Source organism: Desertibacillus haloalkaliphilus, from assembly GCF_019039105.1.
GTDB classification, from domain to species: Bacteria; Bacillota; Bacilli; order Bacillales; family KJ1-10-99; genus Desertibacillus; species Desertibacillus haloalkaliphilus.
Genome location: NZ_JAHPIV010000012.1, coordinates 68027 through 87126, shown reverse-complemented (window position 1 = coordinate 87126; position 19100 = coordinate 68027). Strand labels below are relative to the sequence as shown.

Below are 19100 nucleotides of genomic sequence, written 5' to 3'. Positions count from 1 at the left end.
TCAAAACAACAAAATCTTTAAACAATTAGGTGGTTAAGATGATGAAAAAGCTACTACTATTCTTATTCATTTCTGCATCAATCGTCTCTCTTGGTTCCATTAATTACGCCCATGCAAAAGAAGTTGCTAAAGCAGCAATTATTATTGATGACTTCGGTGGCGATGTTAAAGGAGTTGATGAATTTTTTGAATCTGATATCCCCATTACAGTGGCCATCATGCCTTTTTTAGCGGAGTCAGAAGTACAGGCGGAGCTTGCACACGAAAAAGGGTTAGAGGTTATGCTTCACCTCCCTCTTCAACCTAAAAAAGGCAAAAGTTCGTGGCTTGGACCGAATCCAATCACTGCAGATCTACCGATTGAGGAAATTAAAAAGCGAGTTGAAGCTGCCATTGAATCGATCCCCCATGTTAAAGGTATTAACAATCATATGGGATCACGAATTGTAGAAGACGAAGACATTATGCGTGCCATACTAGAAGTTGCTAAAGAACACAACCTCTATTTTATCGACAGTGGCACGAGCGGAAACACAGTGATTCCGAAACTAGCTGAAGAACTTGGGGTTCCATGGGCAATGCGAGATGTTTTTTTAGACGATACACATTCATCACATTCGCATGTAAATAAGCAAATGAAGAAACTAGCGAAGGTTGCTCAAAAGAAAGGGAGCGCCATTGGAATTGGGCATGTCGGTATACGCGGGACTGAAACAGTCAAAGGAGTCAAACAATCGGCGACTCAATTTCAAGAAAAACAGGTTGAAATCGTTCCAGTTTCTCATTTGTTAAAATCGTCGATTGACAAAAATCCTGATAAGTTTTGGCAGAATTAAAGGAGGGAACCTAAATGTTTGTTAAAGAACATTCAAAACAACTCATTATGTCGTTCGAAGCAAAAGATCGCACGCGAGTAATCTTAAGACCCGCTTCAGTGGATGATGCACAGGCAATTGTTGATGGGGTGAAAGAAATCATTGCAGAAGGTACGTATTTACAAAAGGAAGCTGTCCGCACTGTTTCAGAAGAGAAACAATTTATTGAAGATATGATCAAAAAAAACAATATGTACACCGTAATTGAAGTTAATGGCGAAGTCATGGGCATTGCCAGAATTATTCGTGGCGAATTAAAAATGAAATCCCATACGGGCATTTTCCGCACATGGCTAAGAAAAGATGCTCAAGGAAAGGGGATAGGCTCCCGTGTTATGGAATATTCAATTCAGTGGGGGCAGCAAAATCAACTTCATAAAATTTGCTTAACTGTCTTTGCCCGAAATGCCGTTGCAACAAAACTTTACAAAAAATATGGTTTTATTGAGGAAGGGGTCCAAAGAGAGCAAGTCATCATTAATGGTTCGTTTGATGATGAAATTTTTATGGCTCGTTTTTTAAACGATTCATACTAATCCTTTTTAGCGATTATGACCAAACTGAAAACTCTCATTTTAACCTTCATATGGATTGTAATGACCGATTCAATATAAATGAAAACTGTAGTCAATGTAGGAGGAAGTTATGAGCAAACTAAATCCATACGCTTTTTTTATCGGAGCCATTTTGCTATTCTTGATTGCTGCCCCCTTTTGGGGAGATGGGGGGAATCAGCAACGAGCAACAAATCAATCGCAACCCGAGCCACTCGATGGCTCAGTCATGGACCAAGTCTTGGCTGATGATTTAGCGATGACAACATCACTATTTATTACTCACTTATCAGAACAACTGCAAGAATGGGCAGAAAGGGACTTAAGTGAACCTTCCTTACAAAAAGAATTTGAGGACGAACTTTATGAACATCCCCACTTCCATTCTTTTGCCGTTACCAAAAACGATCAAGTAGATGTAGCGATCGGTCAGATCTCTACATCTAGACTGAAAGAGTTAATCGACGATGCCGACCAAGACATTGTCTACTCAGACCCTTATGAGTACGATGGGCATCAGTATTTCCTCATGGCACAACAAAAAGATACAAATGGTTGGGTCGCAGGTGAAGTTGACCTTTCATTTGTTAGAACATTTATTAATGATATGGCTTCTGTCGCCGATGCTAATGGGAACTTTTTCATTTCAAATGGTGACCCAGAGGTCGATATAGAAGATGGGAAGGACCGAAAACATCACGTCACAGCACAATCTGTTCCAGAACTCGATTGGCAAATAGTCGTGGCATCCGATGACGAGGAGACTGACAAGGAACGGGATTATCAAGAGCACGAAGCGGTCGTAAAGTTTAATGATGAAACAGAAGTAAAACAATGGATTAACGCTCAATCAACTATAACCATCAAAAAAGATAGCGATCCTTACCTTGTTTTACGTGATGAAACAAAATCAACTGCTGATTTAATTGAGCTATTATCAGCTGATGAAGCTATCGAATTTGTTGAACCAAACTATGTCATTTCAAAACAAGGAACAGCCTCTAGTTATCGACGTCACTCCTCTCCGTTACCGAATGATGAGTTCTTTGCAACTCACCAGTGGAACCTCTCACAAATTCAAGCGGAGGAAGGCTGGGATATGTCAATCGGTGATGAGGATGTCATCATTGCGATTTTAGATACAGGAGTTGACCCAGATCATCAAGATTTAAAAGAGAAAGTTCTCGACGGATATAATTCATTTGATGGGTCTTCTGATTATTATGATAGCCATGGTCATGGGACTCATGTCGCTGGAATTGCAGCCGCAATCACAAACAATATCAATGGAATTGCTGGTGTATCATGGAATAACCCGATCTTACCGGTCAAAGTGTTGGATGACGACGGAGAAGGAACATCGTTTGAAGTTGCACGGGGAATTCGTTGGGCAACGAATCAAGGTGCAAAGGTCATTAATATGAGTCTTGGTGATTATTACGATTCATTTATTTTACACGATGCCATCCGCTATGCAGACCGAAATGACGTCGTCTTAATTGCAGCTTCTGGGAATGATAATGTTGATGATCCGATGTATCCGTCTGAATATGAAGAGGTTTTAACGGTTGCTGCAGTTGACCATAACAGGGACCGTGCGTTGTTTTCCAACTACGGACACCATGTCGATGTCACCGCTCCAGGCGAGCATATTCCGAGCACCTTTCCAAATAATAACTATGTGATTATGTCTGGAACATCAATGGCTGCTCCACATGTTGCAGGTCTCGCAGGGCTCATTCGATCAATTCAACCAGAGCTAACGAACAGCGAAGTCTATCAATTAATCCGAGAAACATCCGAAGATTTAGGGCCAAAAGGACTTGATCCTTATTATGGATACGGAGAAATCAATGTAGCTAAAGCACTTGACCGACTTTTAAATGAGTGAATAAACACCAATAAAAAACCCTATCTGTTGAATTCAGATAGGGTTTTTGCATTTAGATAATCGACTGTCCCTTTAAGTAATCGATAACTTTATTTACAGATTCCTCAATAGATAGTTGATCGGATTCAATGACGAGCTCAGGCTTTTCTGGTTCCTCGTAAGGAGAACTGATCCCAGTAAATTCGGGAATTTCACCAGCTCTTGCTTTTTGATAAAGGCCTTTTGGATCACGACTTTCACATTCTTCTAATGAACATTTTACGAAAACTTCAATAAATTCGCCATCCTCAACGATTTCTCTCACTTGATCTCGATCCTCTTTAAATGGTGAGATAAACGCCGTTAATGTAATGACACCGGCATCAACAAATAACTTAGAGACCTCTCCGATACGGCGAATATTCTCACGGCGATCATCAGCACTAAAGCCTAACCCTTTATTGAGTCCATGGCGTACATTATCGCCATCTAATACAAAGGTCTTCTTATCCAATTCATATAATTTATGTTCTACTGCGTTGGCTAATGTTGATTTACCAGAACCGGACAATCCCGTAAACCAAAGAATACAGCTTTTATGATTGTTGGACTTTTGACGATCCTCTTTTGTCACCGTACTTTCATGCCAAACGATGTTTTCTACCTTTTGACTCATATCCTTCACCTGCTTTCCATTTTTTAAGACATTAGATGATATCTATCTTTAATAATAAGAATAAAAACACTTAAATCCCGCCACCTTGATCATGAATCGTACTTTTTTCTTTTCTTGTTGCAGAAAGTAAACTAATCGATCCCACGGTTGCGATAAAGACACTTACAATAACGATCAATGTGTAGAAGTCTGACTGTAGAAAAAGTAAAATTAGACCGTACGAGACCACCAAAGAAAATACTGGCGACACGACCCAAACTTTAATAATGCGCTTGATTACATCTTTTTGCCACAGTTTAAAGCCATTATCAGCTGTACCTATACCTAGTATACCCGATGTGGTTACTTGGGTTAGTGGCACTGGTATGCCAAATAATGAAGAGAAGATGACTAGTGTTCCACCTGTTGCAGAAACTGCACTTCCCTGTAACAAAGACAGTTTTGTAATTCGCTTCCCGTTCGTTTCGAGTACACGGCCTCCTAAAAGCAATGCACCTAATGCAACAAATGCACCACCAAACCAGACGGCTGTCGTTACATCTAATAACCCAGCACCAACAAGTGGGCCGACCGCATTAGCAACATTATTCATCCCTGCAGCAAATGCTTCGAGAAATCCCGTAATAATGAGAAGCATTGCAAGCCAACGCCCCCATTTCCCTTTTCCTTTTAGCTGGGGCCACTTCTTTTCAGCATGTTGAATTACTTTTCCAAAAACAAATGAAAGCGAAAACGCTACAAAAGGAATAATAACCCAAAATGAAACAATCACAAGCAACGTTTCAAGATAAAGTGCATTATAAGCAATCCCAGCACCTACAATCGCACCTACAACCACTTCACTCGTCGACAACGGGATCCCAATAATATTTGCAATAAAAAGAGTTAAACAAGCAGCAGAAAGGATGATGACAACTAAGTTCACTTCAACGATAGATTCAGGAATAATTCCAGAACCAATTGTACGAACGACTTCACCACCAGCAAGAGCACCTAAAAATGCACCTACACCGACGATACACATCGCAATTCGTTTGTTTTTGACGGCACCACTTCCATATGCAGGACCCATGGCAGCCGCTGTTCCACTTGCTCCTATATTTAATGCGAAGAAGAATGCTACCGCGAATGCGATGTAAGTTAACGTCATTGCTTGCTCACTGGTTTATATACTCTCATCACCATCACCCTTTCCAACCTCTAACTAGTTACGATTGAACTTTCTCTTTCATCCCACGAATTAACACTTCAACCACTTCCGGACGACTAAATTCTGGTGGTGGGGTTACTCCATTTCGTAACATTTCTCGTACCTTTGTTCCTGATAAAATGACATGATCTTCTTTACCGTGCGGGCATGTTTTTGCCGATCCCATATTTCCGCACTTCTTGCAGTAGAAGCTGTGTTCAAAGAATAATGGTGTAATCCCTAATTCGTCTTCAGTAAAGTTACTAAAAATCAGCTGTGCATCGTACGTGCCATAATAATCACCCACACCAGCATGGTCGCGACCAACAATAAAATGAGTGCACCCGTAATTTTTACGTACCATAGCATGGAAGATCGCTTCTCTCGGTCCTGCATAACGCATCGCAGCTGGGAAGACCGCTAAAAAGACACGGTTTTCAGGATAATACTTTTTAAGTAAAACCTGATAACTCTCCATGCGAACTTCAGCAGCAATATCATCTGATTTTGTCTCACCTACAAGCGGGTTTAAGAATAAACCATCAACGATTTCAAGTGCTGATTTTTGAATGTATTCATGAGCGCGGTGAACAGGGTTTCTCGTTTGGAAGCCAACAACACGCTTCCAGCCACGCTTTTCAAACTGTTCACGTGTTTCAACTGGATCAAGATGAAACTCTGAAAAAGTTTTTTCCGGACGATTAACGAGTGTAATTGGTCCAGCAAGGTACGTGTTCGGTCGTTCAAATAGTTTTTTTACCCCTGGGTGTTCAAGGTCTGTCGTTTGGTATACCTTTTCGGCTTCACGCTGTTTATTAGGAACATACTTTTCAGTTACTTGTAAGACACCGTAAACAACACCGTTTTGAATAAGCTTTACTTCATCACCAATTTTCAACTCGCCTGCCTTTTCTTCTGTTACAGGCAATGTGATTGGAATACTCCAAACTTCACCACTTGCTAGCTTCATTGATTCAACAACGGATGTATAATCTTTTTCACCTAAAAAGCCTGTAATCGGACTAAAAGCACCAATTGCAATTAATTCAAGATCTGATAATGCAAAATTGTCTAATTCGACTTCCTTAGTAATGTGAGAATAATCAAGCTCCAAATCAATTCGATTAACTAACTTTCCTCCATGTGGTTGACTTAAACTCATTTTGACCGACTCCTTTATCTAAATTTTAATTATTGATGTAATCCACACTCTGTTTTGTTACTGTTGGCCCATCGTCCTTCACGACTATCTCCACCATCCGTGACAGGCAATGTGCAATTTTCACAGCCAATACTCGGATAGTTTTGATCGTGAAGTTCATTGTACGGAAGTTGATGAAGTTTGATATACATCCAAACTTCTTCCCACGTCCAATGAATAAGTGGGCAAATTTTAATTGAATGAAATCGATTATCCTTATTGACAAACTCAGTATTTTGACGTGTCGGTGATTGCTCTCGACGTAATCCAGAGATCCATGCACTGTGCTGCCCTAACATCTTTTCAAGTGGCTGAAGTTTTCGAATGTTACAGCATTGATCTGGATTCGTTTTCCAAAGCTTTTCACCATGCTGCTCTGCTTGCTCTTTAAGGGTTAACTCCGGTTGTAACAGTTCAATTTGTAATGTTGGGTATTTCTGTTTTACACGCTCAATGAGTTCATATGTTTCTTTAAAATGTAAGTTCGTATCTAAAAAGACGATCTTTGCATCTTTACGAACTTTACTGATTAGATCGATCAAGACCATCCCCTCGGCACCAAAGCTACATGCATAGACGAGATCTTCTTCAAACGTATCATATGCCCATTTCAAGACATCAAGTGAATCCTTTCTCGCTAAGTGCTGCTGATTTAAGTATTGGTAGTCTTCTTGTTTCAATGTTTCATAGCTTGCACTTCTCATTGAATCTCCCCCGTTTCTCAACTACATGTGTTCAAATGATTAGTTAAAAACAAAAAACGACGCTTAATTAGACAGGTACCTACTAATTAAAACGTCGCCTCTAGTTTTCTAGTCAGCACGTCTAACATATTTACTTATTTCAAACGAACCTTTTCATTTTTTTCAATCTGGATTACCTTACCATCCTGAACAATCAGTGTAACGGATCCAAATTTAAGATCTTGAAGTAACTTCTTCACCTCAGAAAACACCTGATCTTCTTGACGACTCATCCCATTTCCCCCTCTTTACTATCATTCAGTATAGCTGATATAGGTCTATGTAGTTTAGCTTTTATTAGGGCCAACGGGTTAATCCCTTGTAAATCACTCAGTTTTATAAGTTTAATAGTATTGTAATTCCTTGGTAACGAAAAGTCAACACATAGTTTTCAGGTCGGAATAATTTTTTTATAAATAAAAACAGGTTCAGCTATACTGAACCTGCTTTTACGCTATTATTCGTTTTCAATGACACTACCCTCGATATTCTCAATTCGCACTTCACCATTACTGTTTTCCAAAATTTTCACATCGTGAGACACATCATCAATATCGATATCACCGGCACCACTTCTAACAGAAACGGAACCATCAACAGCTCTTACATAAACATCACCAGACCCTGCAATAATTGTAAGGTCACCAGTAACCTCTTCAATGGTTAAGCGACCTTGGTTCGTGTGAATGGTCATATGACCTGAAACCTGTTGAATATCAATCGCACCTTCTCCATCTGTAATCGTCACATCGCCCGTTACTTCGCGCAAGGAAATATCTCCAACACCATCATTAATTGCAACATGACCTGCTATGTTAGACATTTCACTATAACCAGCATCTTTTTTCATATCAATATCCAATGTTTCTGGGACAAACACTGTAACATGAATCCGTGCTTCTGTCGCTGTATCCGACCGACTATTCACTCTTGTTCTTAAATAGGCTGTACCATCTTCATTTTCTAGTGTAATTTCAGTATTTACATCTTTGAAATCAATCGCTTCTTCTTCAGTTTCTGCTACAGCCGTCACCAATGCAATTACATCTATTTGCTCACGAGCACTTTCACCAATAACTTCAACATCTCCCTCATCAAGATCTAGCGAGAGTAACTCAATACCTTCCGATGCAAGAGACAACTGTTTTTCCTCTTCAACCGTTACTAAATTACATGCACTTAACACGAACGCTCCAACGAGTAAAACTGTGAGCTTTAACTGTTTCATCTTGACCTTCCTTTGTATACAGTTTAATAATCTGATTTACTATACCACAAGCCTATCATGGTTACAAGTAAAACGCTTTTTTACGACTCTAACGGAAATCAGAAGATATAGAATGAACAGTCGCTGGTTGTTTATTAATAAATTTATATTCAACACGATAGCCCTGTTTTTCTCTTTGAAAAAACGTACGTTTCGAAATGGGGCGTGGCCTTGACCAACTCAATGAATCAAGGTTATTCCACGAATCATGTGTAATGATCTCTTGTTTATAGTAATAACAATTACCAGATGGATATTGTTCACACCGATACTTCACCGTCTGTTTTGTATGCATAAGGTCACCTAATTCAGTTCTTTTTACTTATATCATTGGCAAGTATTATGGAATTTATAATGAAAGGATTAATATCTTATTACTAACAGCAACATAATACAGAAGCATTTATTCGATAATGATTTTATCTAACCCTCCAATAGTCACATTTTTGTAAGCGCTTTCTTTTAGACCTTGACAAAAATAGGATTTATCCATAGTATAAAATTAAGAAAGTTTGTGTACGTTCGTTTAAAATTATTAAGAAAGAAAGTGATGCGAATTCTATGATGCAAAACCTAAAGAATAGTAACATTATGAATAATGAAATTAAAGAGTTGGTTATACCACTAGATAAAGTTGCTCATGTTCAGTTAGGAAATCCACTGGAACATGCTTTGCTCGTCTTAATTAAGTCCGGCTACTCAGCCATTCCTGTATTAGACTCCTCCTATAAACTTCATGGTCAAATAAGTAAAGCATTAATTCTTGATTCAATCCTTGGCCTTGAGCGAATTGAACTCGAACGTCTAAATCAAAGCAACGTTGAGGATGTGATGGATTCGAAAATTCCTCGTATGAATAAAAATGAGACGTTTGCCCGTGCTTTAACCCTATCAATCAATCATCCATTTGTTTGTATACTAGATGATGATGAGTCATTTATGGGAATTTTGACCCGCCGTTCGATCCTTGCCCTCGTCAACCGTTATTTAAGAAAAGCCAATGAATCGTAATCATGTCATTGTCATACCATACTCAGTTTTCAGGCTGACCGTTAAAGTTCATGCAATCTTTCGCGGTCAGCCCTTTGTCTAACTTCAAAAGGCAAGCCTTTGTTCATCGCTTCTCCTATATGATAGAATAACACTGGAAGATTTAAGTAATTTTTAACCTAGGGGGACGAAACGATGGCAAATCAACTTTTTTCTCCATATACAATCAAGGATGTTACGTTAAAAAATCGGATTGTGATGTCACCAATGTGCATGTATTCTGCAAAAAACCAAGACGGAAAACTAACACCTTGGCATTTCACCCACTATATCAGTCGTGCCGTTGGCCAAGTAGGATTGCTCATGATTGAAGCCTCAGCCGTTACACCACAAGGAAGAATTTCAGCTGAAGACCTTGGAATTTGGAGCGATGAGCACATTGAGGGTTTTAAACAATTAGTTGAACAGATCCATGAACAAGGATCAAAAGCTGCGATTCAAATAGCCCACGCCGGCAGAAAAGCAACCGTCGCTGGTCCAATCATTGCCCCATCAGCGATTGCCTACAATGGAAAAATGAGAACTCCTGAGGAAATGACGACAGCTCAAATCAAAGAAACCATTAAAGCATTTGCCGATGGTGCTAGACGAGCAAAACAAGCAGGCTTCGATATCATTGAAATTCATGGCGCACACGGGTATTTAATCAGTGAGTTTTTATCACCATTAACAAACCAACGCGAAGATGAATATGGCGGAAATGAGCGAAATCGCTATCGCTTCTTAGAAGAAACAATTGAGGCTGTGAAACAAGAATGGGACGGTCCATTGTTCGTTCGCATTTCAGCTTCTGAATATCACGAGAACGGGACCCCACTTGAAACGTTTGTAGAATACGCAAAACAAATGAAAGAACAGGGGGTAGACCTCATCGATTGTAGTTCTGGTGGAGTTGTCCCTGTACGAATCGAGCCTTATCCCGGCTATCAAGTCCGTTTTGCAGAAACAATCAAACATCAAGCGGCAATTGCATCAGGAGCAGTCGGTTTAATTACAACTGGGATTCAAGCTCAAGAGATTTTACAAAATGAACGAGCAGATCTTGTTTTCCTTGCTAGAGAGTTACTAAGAGACCCTTATTGGCCAAGAACTGCGGCAATAGAGCTCGGTGTAGAATTACCTGCTCCAACTCAATATGAGCGCGGTTGGTAATTGAGTAAAAAACTTACAATTATAATTGCAGATTATGAACAACCCACTAGACGATCTTAGGAAGGGGGTATTCCCCATTTAGGATCGTCTTATCTTAAATCTAGCCCCTCAATCACTCATTCCATTTCCAACTTTGTGATACACTAATACCGAACAAACATAGATTACATACTCCAACCAAAAAAGGAGGCGAGGTTCATTGAGTTTTCGTTTTCAAAAACGAGTGAAAGTTGCTCCTGGTGTGCGATTAAATTTTAGTAAACGAGGCGTTAGTACCTCGTTTGGACGTCGCGGGGCATCAGTTTCACTCGGTAGACAAGGCTTATATGGTAATGTTGGGATTCCTGGAACTGGTATCTCCTACCGGACAAAATTAAACAAACAAGGAGCTCACTCTTCAAAAACTACAACCAAAGCTCCGGCTACTGACCTTGGGGATATTCAACTCGTCTATCGTAAGGACACACATTCTATATCCTTTATTGATGAACAAGGCGAGGCACTTCCAGCATCACTCGAGCGCCAATTAAAAAAACAATTTGCCAATGAGATCCAAGCACTATACCAACAAAAAGAAGCAGAAATTAATGCCCAAACCGATCGCTTACTTGGTCTGCACAAGCAGCCATTTCCTGAGCGAACGTATGAACAAGTTTATCAAGTTATCGATGAAGAAACAGCGCTTGACCTTGATCAACCCAAAAAGCAGGCGTTTGTAGATAAAGTTCGCCAACAAAAAGAAAAGAGCCTATCAACACTTGCAAAACTCAGCCTGTTCCTGCCCTCTAAACGAAAAGATTTTGAGGAAGAGATTCAACATGAAGCGGAAAAGTTGTTTGCTAAAGCAAGCGATGAATACGAACAACTCGTTAGCGACGCCACGACTGAAAATGAACACCGTAAACAGCAGCTAGCCCAAGTCGCTGAAGGTGATGTAAACGCAATTGAGGAATGGCTAGAGCTACATTTAGCAGAGGTCGACTTTCCGCTAGAAACTAATATCTCATTTTCAGTATTGACAAAAGATACGATCTACCTTGATGTTGATTTACCCGAGATGAAAGATATCCCACTCACAAAAGCGACGATTTTAAAATCAGGAAAATTAAAAGTTAAAAATAAATCGCAACGAGAAACGAGAGAACATTATGCCATAATGGTAGGTGGGACCGCTCTTTCTCTCTGCTCATTTGTATTTTCGCTCTTGCCAGACTGTCAACAAATCATTATTTCTGGCTATACCCAACACCTTAACGAAGCAACGGGACATGTTGAAGATGAGTATATTTATAGCCTTGTTGTTGAAAGAGAACCATTTTATTCGCTTAATTTTGAAGCTATTCACCCCATTGCGGCCTTTGAAAATTTCCAACCCCGTCTAAATGCAACGAAAACGTATATTTTTAAAGCCATTGATCCTTATGATCCCAGTACGTTTCGTGAATAGAAAGGAATCTGAACCGTGTACATCCGAGTATCATTTATAATCGCCATCTTTTTAGCACACGTTTTATTATGGCTTAGTTTCACAATCCGCCCTTTTGAATTTTGGGTACTATTTCCTCTATCACTGCTCGTCCTTAGCCTATATGCACTCACAAATGAAACGATGGAGACAAGAGCCAACCATTGGGAAATGATTTGGATAGGGACAATGACAGGAATTGGATTGTATAGCTTATATGCCCTTGGCAAGTGGCTCATTGTTGTAACAGATGTACCACTGCTCGACCAGCTAGAAGCACTATATGCTATGATCCAGCCAATCGAATGGTGGCATTACTTACTGTTATTTACCATTGTCATCCCGGGTGAAGAATTATTTTGGCGTGGATTTGTGTTAAAACGATTAATTAGACATGGGGTCAAGCCTATATATGCAGTCATTGGCGCGTCATTACTTTATGCAAGTGCCAACATTTATGCGGGGAGTCTTTTATTACTCGTCGCAACTGTTCTTGCTGGACTTCTTTGGTCAACGCTCTATCTATGGAAACGAAATATTTGGTTATGTATTTTTTCTCACCTTATTTTTGACCTCTTTTTACTTGTGTTATTTCCATTGTTATAATTCGTACATTACAGCGACACCAAACAAGCAAATAGCTGAGTGTGAGACGATCACACCCAGCTATGTTAGGCATAGATATTGACAAGTAGACCTTTAATCTCTCCGACCATATCGAGGATCTCAAGCCCTTTTTTCTGTTTAGCAAGGACTGCATCGGTTAAATCAAGCAATTTCCGGTCTACTTCTTGAACAATTTTATATACCTTCGTACGACCACGACGGTTGAATCCACGACGCTCTTCAAGGCTCAACCCCAGTTGCACCGCATCTTCCATAAACTCTTTGACTAGCTGCTTATACTTCCGTAAATCCTCAACGGTACGTGATTCAGATAATGTTTTCCCTTGATCATCTATTTTTTGCATTAACTGATTAAGCTTTTCATACGCTTTTTCATTGCGTTGTTTTCCCATTACCTCAGAAAATGACACTGACGCTGACGGTTCACTTTTCTTTGATTCTGCACGGCTTAAACCAGCCCTACCGACCTTTTGAACATCCATTGCCTTCCCGCCTTTTACCTTATTTATGATAATTTATCCTAGACCTACTCGCAGCTTCGTTAACAACTGCTAGTAGCGTATTCGCTTCTTCTCACCCTTTTATAGTAGCATAAGAGCTAGCAAGAAGTAAGAATTGATTAAAGGAAATCCTTCTACTTAATGGACAATCTTATGGTGCTCTTGGTCAAGCGCTTCAATTTCACGGTGCAGTTTATTGATTTTATCTTGAATCAGTGCTATATCCTCTCGGTCAGGTTGCTGATCACGAGCATACTCCGCTAACGTGCGCATCTCTTTTAGCTTCGCTTCAATCGTGTTAAGAACACGAATTCGGTAACTAATCCATTCAACCTGCTCCTCAAAAAACTTTTTATCATCTATCATTGTCCCACTTCCTTTACTAGATATGTAGAAATTATGTAAAGAGTAAGGAAAAAGAGGTAGATCCACTGACCTAACCTCTTTATGCTCTTACTATTATTGTAATAATTGTAACACACCTTGCGGCAATTGGTTCGCTTGCGCGAGCATCGCTTGTGCTGACTGGTTCAAAATATTATTCTTCGTAAACTCTGTCATCTCTAGTGCCATATCAGCATCACGGATACGAGATTCGGCAGATGTAAGGTTTTCACGTGTGTTAGTTAAATTTGAAACTGTATGTTCTAAACGGTTTTGAATGGCACCAAGGTTTGAACGCTCTTCAGATACTCTTTGTATCGCTTCATCAAATGTCGAAATCGCCTTACTTGCGTTTTCAGCAGTTGTAACATCTACGGCATATTCTTTTAATTCATTATCTGTACCATTAGAAACATTCATTTTATTAGAAAATCCATTTCCGGCCGTTTTACTAGTAATCCCTAGTGCCTCGGCACGCATATCATTAATTGAAACAGCAAGTGACTGACCTTCATTAGCACCAATTTGCATTTCTAAAGATCGATCAGTAAGTGAACCCATGATATTGAAACTTGCTGTATCACTTTCAAGTGAACCGATTTGTGCTTTAAGGCCATTTCCGAAATCTAACAGACTGTCAGGCTCAATACCTTTTAGTTCCGATTGTTGACTTAGACCCATGTTTAATACTGCATTATAACTCTTTGAATCTAGTACTCCAAATTCATACGAGCCTGCAGAAACATTACCTGTTGTAAAAGTAACACCATTTCCAAAATTAAAGTTACCATCATTATCTACTACAACTTGTTGAACCCCTGTTACTTCTTCTCCGTTTTCACTCTTTAATGTGGCAACATATGAATTCTCTTCTCCAACTGTAAATGTAGAATTAGTAATTCCAGGTACATAACTTGAAATATCATCATTTGTATTTATTGTAACACCGTTACCAAGACTAACTGATTCACCAGCAGTAAAATTCACTGAAGATTCATCATTAAGTTTAGCTGTTAATGTGTTCTCGATGTCAAATGTTGTCGTTCCAACAGTTAGAGCACCTGTAGGAATTTCTCCATCATCATTTGACTGGTTACCACCATGCTCAACAGTAAATGTAGCATTATCATAAGTAAACTCTACCGTACCTTCTGTATCACCCGCTGCTACAGTCTGTGTGTCTAATAAGTTATTTTCTGCATCTCTAAGGTTTAGTTTATAATCCACGTCAAATGTAGTTTCAGGTTCAGGAGCATTGCTTAATTGCTGGTTAATATCTTGAATCGTATTAAACTCTAGGCCAATCTCTTCGCTACCTGAATAAAATTTATATGTCTGTGTATTATTATCTAACGTAACAGGATCAGAAAGAGGTGTTACACCATCTCTAGCATATAAAGTTACTTCAAAAATACCCGAACCGTCTTCTGTTTCCGCATACTGTAGAGTCAGGTCCTCACCAGCATAATTAAAGCTTTCGTTAGTGATAGTTAAATCAGTTACAGGGCTTCCATCAGATATGTTATTAATTGTTTTAACTGTTTCAATGGAATAACCTTCCGCAGCCGACAAGTTTGCATTATTATTGATAGACACGCTTGAAATTCCAGTTCCATCATTTTCAACATTGGTTACAGAATCTTCACGAGATACTGAAATTGTATGTTCGTCATTTGGTAAATCTGAATTAGCAGCTAACTCAATATCCTCTATAGAGTCTGCCAAATTAGGATCAGCTACAGTTTTAGCGAGTTGATTAGCACTCACTTCAATACTGTAATTACCTTCTTCAAGATTCACATCTTCCTCAATATTAACAGTATTAATCCCAGCTCCAGCTACATTTTCTACGCTTGATTTTGTAATCACTTCATTTACATCAAGGGTATAGGAACCCTCTGGTAAATTACTGTTAGAGTCTAGATTTATATTGTTTATTGTTGTTCCTGGAACTATAGTATTTTGATCAATTTCCTTTTCACCAAAACTATTAGAAACTGTATCATTTAATAACTTTTTGCTATTGAATTCAGTTGAATTACCGATACGGTTCACTTCTGTTGCTAATTGATCAATTTCTTTTTGAATTTGCTCACGATCTTCGGGAGTGTTTGTGTCATTACTTGCTTGGACTGCTAATTCTCTCATACGCTGCAAAATACTATGCGTTTCTTGTAGTGCTCCTTCAGCCGTTTGAATAAGAGAAATACTATCAAGCGCATTACGCTCAGCTTGTTGAAGACCTCGGATTTGTGAGCGCATTTTCTCTGAAATTGCTAGACCTGCGGCATCATCAGCAGCGCGGTTAATGCGTAGCCCAGATGATAATTTTTCTAAGCTTTTTGACGTGTTAAATTGGTTTTGGTTTAAGTTTCGGTAAGCGTTTAATGCTTGAATATTGTTATTAATTTTCACGGTCATCGATCTCCCTTTGTATTATTCATACATTACATTTTGTTCGTATGCTGAAGCTTTTTGTCTCATCATTTTTGGTTGATTGTCAACCTTTTTATCCATCGCCTGTTTCCAAGCGTCAATAATTTCAGTTAGTAGCTTAATTGTTTCTTCAAGCGGCTCTACTTTCTTATGAAGATTTGCTTCAATAATTTTATCTGCCATGTAGTTATATAGTGCATCTAATTGATCTGAAATGATTCCTGCGTCATAATTAAGTCCACCACCTAAGCGATGCAAAATATCATTCGCTTTTTGGAGGCTTTTATTGGCATCTATATATTCCTTTGCATTAATTGCATCTTTTGCGGTGTATAAGTTTTCTAAGCACGCTTCATATAAGAGTGCTGTAATTTCTTGTGGAGTTTTCTTGTATAGCAATTCTTTCGTGATAAACTGACTCATTTTTACACCACCATCCTTCTATCTTTTTTATCGGACATATTTTTTGATTGTTTAATAGTTTTTCTCCATTTCTTCAATTAATAATAAAATTTCTGCAATAACTTGATATAGCTGTGGTGGCACATTCTCTCCAAGATCCATATCCAATAAATTTTCAACTAGCATTGGATCTTCTTGCATGTGTATATTATTTTCTTCTGCAAGTGCCATAATTTGATTAGCAACTTGCCCCTTTCCTTGTGCAACAACTTTAGGAGCTCCCCCCTGATCTTCGTCATAGCGAATGACAGCTGCAGATGGGCCGTTTACACTTCGTCTTTGTTTATGGTTAAAATGTTTCGAAATAATCATATTTTAAAGTCGAATCCTTTCTCTGTAAAAATTGCCGATTGGGTCTCTGATTCGTTTGTGGTACCTTCTCGACGTTGATCTACTTGTTTACTCTGTTCAGCAGTATTCATTTTTTTGAATTCAATCCCATTGATGTTATAGCCAACTTCACTAAGTGTCTCAACGCAATTTTCAACAAACGGTTCCATCTTCTCTTTAAATGAAGCTTCGTCATTTTTTAATGTTACAGAAAGGTTTCGCTCAGATGCTGAGAGCATGATACCAACTTCCCCTAACTTCGGTGTTTCAATTAAAAAGTAGAGGCTGCAATTTTCCCAATCAACTTGCTGTCCTTCATTTCTCGAATTGACATACACTTGTAAATTCTCAACTTTTTCTTCCAATAAAAATGGTAAATTCATAAACATACTTTGTAAGTTTCCACCGCTATCGGATTTACTAAGCAGTTGTTGTCCTGTTACATTATTTAACGCCTGATTCGCTTGCTGTGAAACTCTACTTTCTCCCTCTTCACCACGTGCAAGCTGCATCAGAATCGACTTCAAATTTCGCTGATTAGCCTCTTGATCATTTTGTTCACGACCAAATGCTAACATTTGCCCAATTTCGCTATCACGGTTCAGTCCTAATCCACGTACCATTTCAAAAGCTTGCCTAGCAGTAGGTTCTTGTGTAACTGCTTTCGCTGTATCATTAAATTGTTGCAATAAGTTTTGGGAAGGTGCTCGACTTTCTTGATTTTGTCTCTCACTAGCAACATAGTGTTTCACCTTTGTTTCGGATGGCTGAAAGTTCAAACGCTCAACAAGTGTTTTTACCTCTCGAACAATACGATTAGCCTCATGATAATTTCCTCGATTAAGTAATTTTTTAGCTTCTGCTAATTGGCTGCTTGCTTGCATTAAACTTTTTTCTGTCTTCATATCAGTCAGCAGCATCATTTCACTCTTTAAGATTGCATTGTCTAGTTTTTTAATCGTTGTTTCAAGTATTGGCTTAACTTGTACATTCGCTTGCTTTTTAAATTGCTGTATAAGGCGGTCCACTGTATCTAAGTTTCTCGTGATATCACGTTGCATGCCTTTAAAATCTGCTGTTGCTTGGGCCAGTTTTTGAGTGACAGTTGTTACAGCGATATCTTTACTGTTCAATTGGATATTTTGAAATTGCTCATTCTCTGTATATTGGCGTGCTTCAGCCAATGGGCGTACCTCAGAAGGCTGCACACGTTCTTGGGTAACAGCTTGTTGTTCGGCCTTTGTTAATGCTTGCATCATTTGTTCCCTTGCTGCAAGTTCACGACCCTGTGCATGCAATTGCGCAGCTTCGGCTGTTGTACGTTCCAAACGCTTAGCAGTTTCCTCGTTGGTTTGCGAATGGTTTACGACGTCGGCTCGTACCTGTTCTAACACTCGTTGCACGTTCGGTTCACGTTGGAGTTGAGTTATGGCATTTCGAATCGCTTCACTTAATCGTAGTTCAGATGGTCGTCCCTCAGAGGTAGCGATATTCTCTTGGCGCACTTGGTTTTCCTGACGACCTAGATCATTTTCTACACTATTTAACGTTTGGGTCAGGCGCTCTCGGCCGACTTGTTCTAGTTGTTTTGACTGTGTCATAAGTCGTTCAAGACTCTCTGTGGCAGCTCGATCAATGGAGTGGTTATGAATAACTTGATTTCTTATTTGTTCATGCGCTCGTTGGAGATTCGGCTCACGCTGTACCTGCTCACGGGTTTGGCTAACCACTTCACTAGTACGTAACCGACTGTTCTCCGAAATGACTCTATGATTATGCCCATTTTCACTTCGTGATAGGTCACGTTCAATACGGCTTAGCTCTTGTGCTAAACGATCCCGACCTATTTGTTGTAAGTGTCGTGCTTCATTTACTGAACGTTCTACTTGTTTTGCTGTTTCACGATCAATGTTGGGGTTGTTTATTACTTCATTACGAACTTGCTCAATTGCTCGTTGTAGGTTCGGCTCGCGCTGGACTTGTTCTCTCACACTGCGAACTACCTCACTCGGACGAGCTTCCGTGACTCTTGGCTCAACTTGGCGAGCTTCTACTCGACCTAGATCTCGCTCTACCTGACTTAACGCTTGCGTCATTCGCTCGCGACCAGCACTCTCTTGACCGCGTTGCTGAAGCTCTCGGGCTTCATTCATGGCTCGGTCTACCTGTTGCGATACTTCTTGACTCACTCGTGGGTTGTTTACTACTTGCTCGCGCACTTGATTCATCGCTCGCTGAAGATTCGGCTCGCGCTGGACTTGTTCTCTCACACTGCGAACTACCTCACTCGGACGAGCTTCCGTGACTCTTGGCTCAACT

The 19100-nt window shown here is 39.5% G+C and carries 19 protein-coding genes; 7 read left to right on the top strand and 12 right to left on the bottom strand.

Translation table 11 applies throughout. The features are described 5' to 3' along the window. Positions 1–38 precede the first annotated feature (38 nt). The 3 genes from KH400_RS14370 (at position 39) to KH400_RS14360 (ending at position 3320) form a co-directional block, all read left to right on the top strand. Positions 39–836, top strand: coding sequence for a divergent polysaccharide deacetylase family protein (locus tag KH400_RS14370; RefSeq protein WP_312889198.1), 798 nt, complete (start codon positions 39–41; stop codon positions 834–836). A 14-nt stretch (positions 837–850) separates the two neighbouring features. Continuing rightward, positions 851–1411 (top strand): GNAT family N-acetyltransferase, encoded by a 561-nt coding sequence (locus tag KH400_RS14365; protein WP_217225665.1) that lies wholly within the window; start codon positions 851–853, stop codon positions 1409–1411. A 109-nt stretch (positions 1412–1520) separates the two neighbouring features. Further along, positions 1521–3320 carry a S8 family peptidase gene (locus tag KH400_RS14360; RefSeq protein WP_217225663.1) on the top strand — a complete coding sequence of 600 codons (1800 nt, stop codon included), beginning with the start codon at positions 1521–1523 and terminating at the stop codon, positions 3318–3320. Between the two features lie 52 nt (positions 3321–3372). Here the strand turns inward: KH400_RS14360 and cysC are convergent, their stop codons facing one another. From cysC to KH400_RS14325, 7 genes are all read right to left on the bottom strand, one after another. After that, positions 3373–3975 (bottom strand): adenylyl-sulfate kinase, encoded by a 603-nt coding sequence (cysC, locus tag KH400_RS14355; protein ID WP_217225661.1) that lies wholly within the window; start codon positions 3973–3975, stop codon positions 3373–3375. Positions 3976–4045: 70 nt separating this feature from the next. Further along, positions 4046–5125 carry a sulfate permease gene (gene cysP, locus KH400_RS14350; protein ID WP_217225659.1) on the bottom strand — a complete coding sequence of 360 codons (1080 nt, stop codon included), beginning with the start codon at positions 5123–5125 and terminating at the stop codon, positions 4046–4048. A gap of 58 nt (positions 5126–5183) precedes the next feature. Then, positions 5184–6326 carry a sulfate adenylyltransferase gene (gene sat / locus KH400_RS14345; RefSeq protein WP_217225656.1) on the bottom strand — a complete coding sequence of 381 codons (1143 nt, stop codon included), beginning with the start codon at positions 6324–6326 and terminating at the stop codon, positions 5184–5186. 29 nt (positions 6327–6355) lie between these two features. Then, on the bottom strand, positions 6356–7069 hold the full coding sequence (locus KH400_RS14340; protein ID WP_217225654.1) for a phosphoadenylyl-sulfate reductase: 714 nt from the start codon (positions 7067–7069) through the stop codon (positions 6356–6358). 134 nt (positions 7070–7203) lie between these two features. Next, positions 7204–7341 carry a YezD family protein gene (locus KH400_RS14335; RefSeq protein WP_217225652.1) on the bottom strand — a complete coding sequence of 46 codons (138 nt, stop codon included), beginning with the start codon at positions 7339–7341 and terminating at the stop codon, positions 7204–7206. 224 nt (positions 7342–7565) lie between these two features. Then, positions 7566–8336, bottom strand: coding sequence for a DUF4097 family beta strand repeat-containing protein (locus KH400_RS14330; protein WP_217225650.1), 771 nt, complete (start codon positions 8334–8336; stop codon positions 7566–7568). A gap of 88 nt (positions 8337–8424) precedes the next feature. Continuing rightward, entirely contained in the window at positions 8425–8670 is a 246-nt protein-coding gene (locus KH400_RS14325; protein ID WP_217225648.1) for a hypothetical protein, read from the bottom strand. A 269-nt stretch (positions 8671–8939) separates the two neighbouring features. Between KH400_RS14325 and cbpB the strand changes: the two genes are divergently transcribed. The 4 genes from cbpB to KH400_RS26425 all read left to right on the top strand — a co-directional run bounded on the left by cbpB (position 8940) and on the right by KH400_RS26425 (position 12648). Next, on the top strand, positions 8940–9386 hold the full coding sequence (cbpB, locus tag KH400_RS14320; protein ID WP_438821119.1) for a cyclic-di-AMP-binding protein CbpB: 447 nt from the start codon (positions 8940–8942) through the stop codon (positions 9384–9386). Between the two features lie 174 nt (positions 9387–9560). Next, a complete protein-coding gene (gene namA / locus KH400_RS14315; protein WP_217225644.1) occupies positions 9561–10577 on the top strand; it encodes an NADPH dehydrogenase NamA in 1017 nt (338 codons plus the stop codon). A 199-nt stretch (positions 10578–10776) separates the two neighbouring features. Further along, on the top strand, positions 10777–12024 hold the full coding sequence (locus KH400_RS14310) for a DUF4236 domain-containing protein (RefSeq protein ID WP_217225642.1): 1248 nt from the start codon (positions 10777–10779) through the stop codon (positions 12022–12024). Positions 12025–12039: 15 nt separating this feature from the next. Continuing rightward, complete coding sequence (locus KH400_RS26425; RefSeq protein ID WP_217225640.1) at positions 12040–12648, top strand: type II CAAX endopeptidase family protein; 609 nt, start codon at positions 12040–12042, stop codon at positions 12646–12648. 65 nt (positions 12649–12713) lie between these two features. Here KH400_RS26425 and KH400_RS14300 read toward each other — a convergent pair whose 3' ends face one another. The 5 genes from KH400_RS14300 to KH400_RS14275 form a co-directional block, all read right to left on the bottom strand. Continuing rightward, positions 12714–13151 (bottom strand): YaaR family protein, encoded by a 438-nt coding sequence (locus KH400_RS14300; protein ID WP_217225638.1) that lies wholly within the window; start codon positions 13149–13151, stop codon positions 12714–12716. Positions 13152–13307: 156 nt separating this feature from the next. Beyond that, complete coding sequence (locus KH400_RS14295; RefSeq protein WP_217225636.1) at positions 13308–13535, bottom strand: hypothetical protein; 228 nt, start codon at positions 13533–13535, stop codon at positions 13308–13310. 93 nt (positions 13536–13628) lie between these two features. Then, positions 13629–15968, bottom strand: a complete 2340-nt coding sequence (locus tag KH400_RS26420; RefSeq protein ID WP_312889196.1) for a flagellin N-terminal helical domain-containing protein — start codon at positions 15966–15968, stop codon at positions 13629–13631. Between the two features lie 21 nt (positions 15969–15989). After that, positions 15990–16412 (bottom strand): flagellar export chaperone FliS, encoded by a 423-nt coding sequence (fliS, locus tag KH400_RS14280; protein ID WP_217225634.1) that lies wholly within the window; start codon positions 16410–16412, stop codon positions 15990–15992. Positions 16413–16463: 51 nt separating this feature from the next. Continuing rightward, a complete protein-coding gene (locus KH400_RS14275; RefSeq protein ID WP_217225631.1) occupies positions 16464–16763 on the bottom strand; it encodes an EscU/YscU/HrcU family type III secretion system export apparatus switch protein in 300 nt (99 codons plus the stop codon). Positions 16764–19100: the final 2337 nt, after the last annotated feature.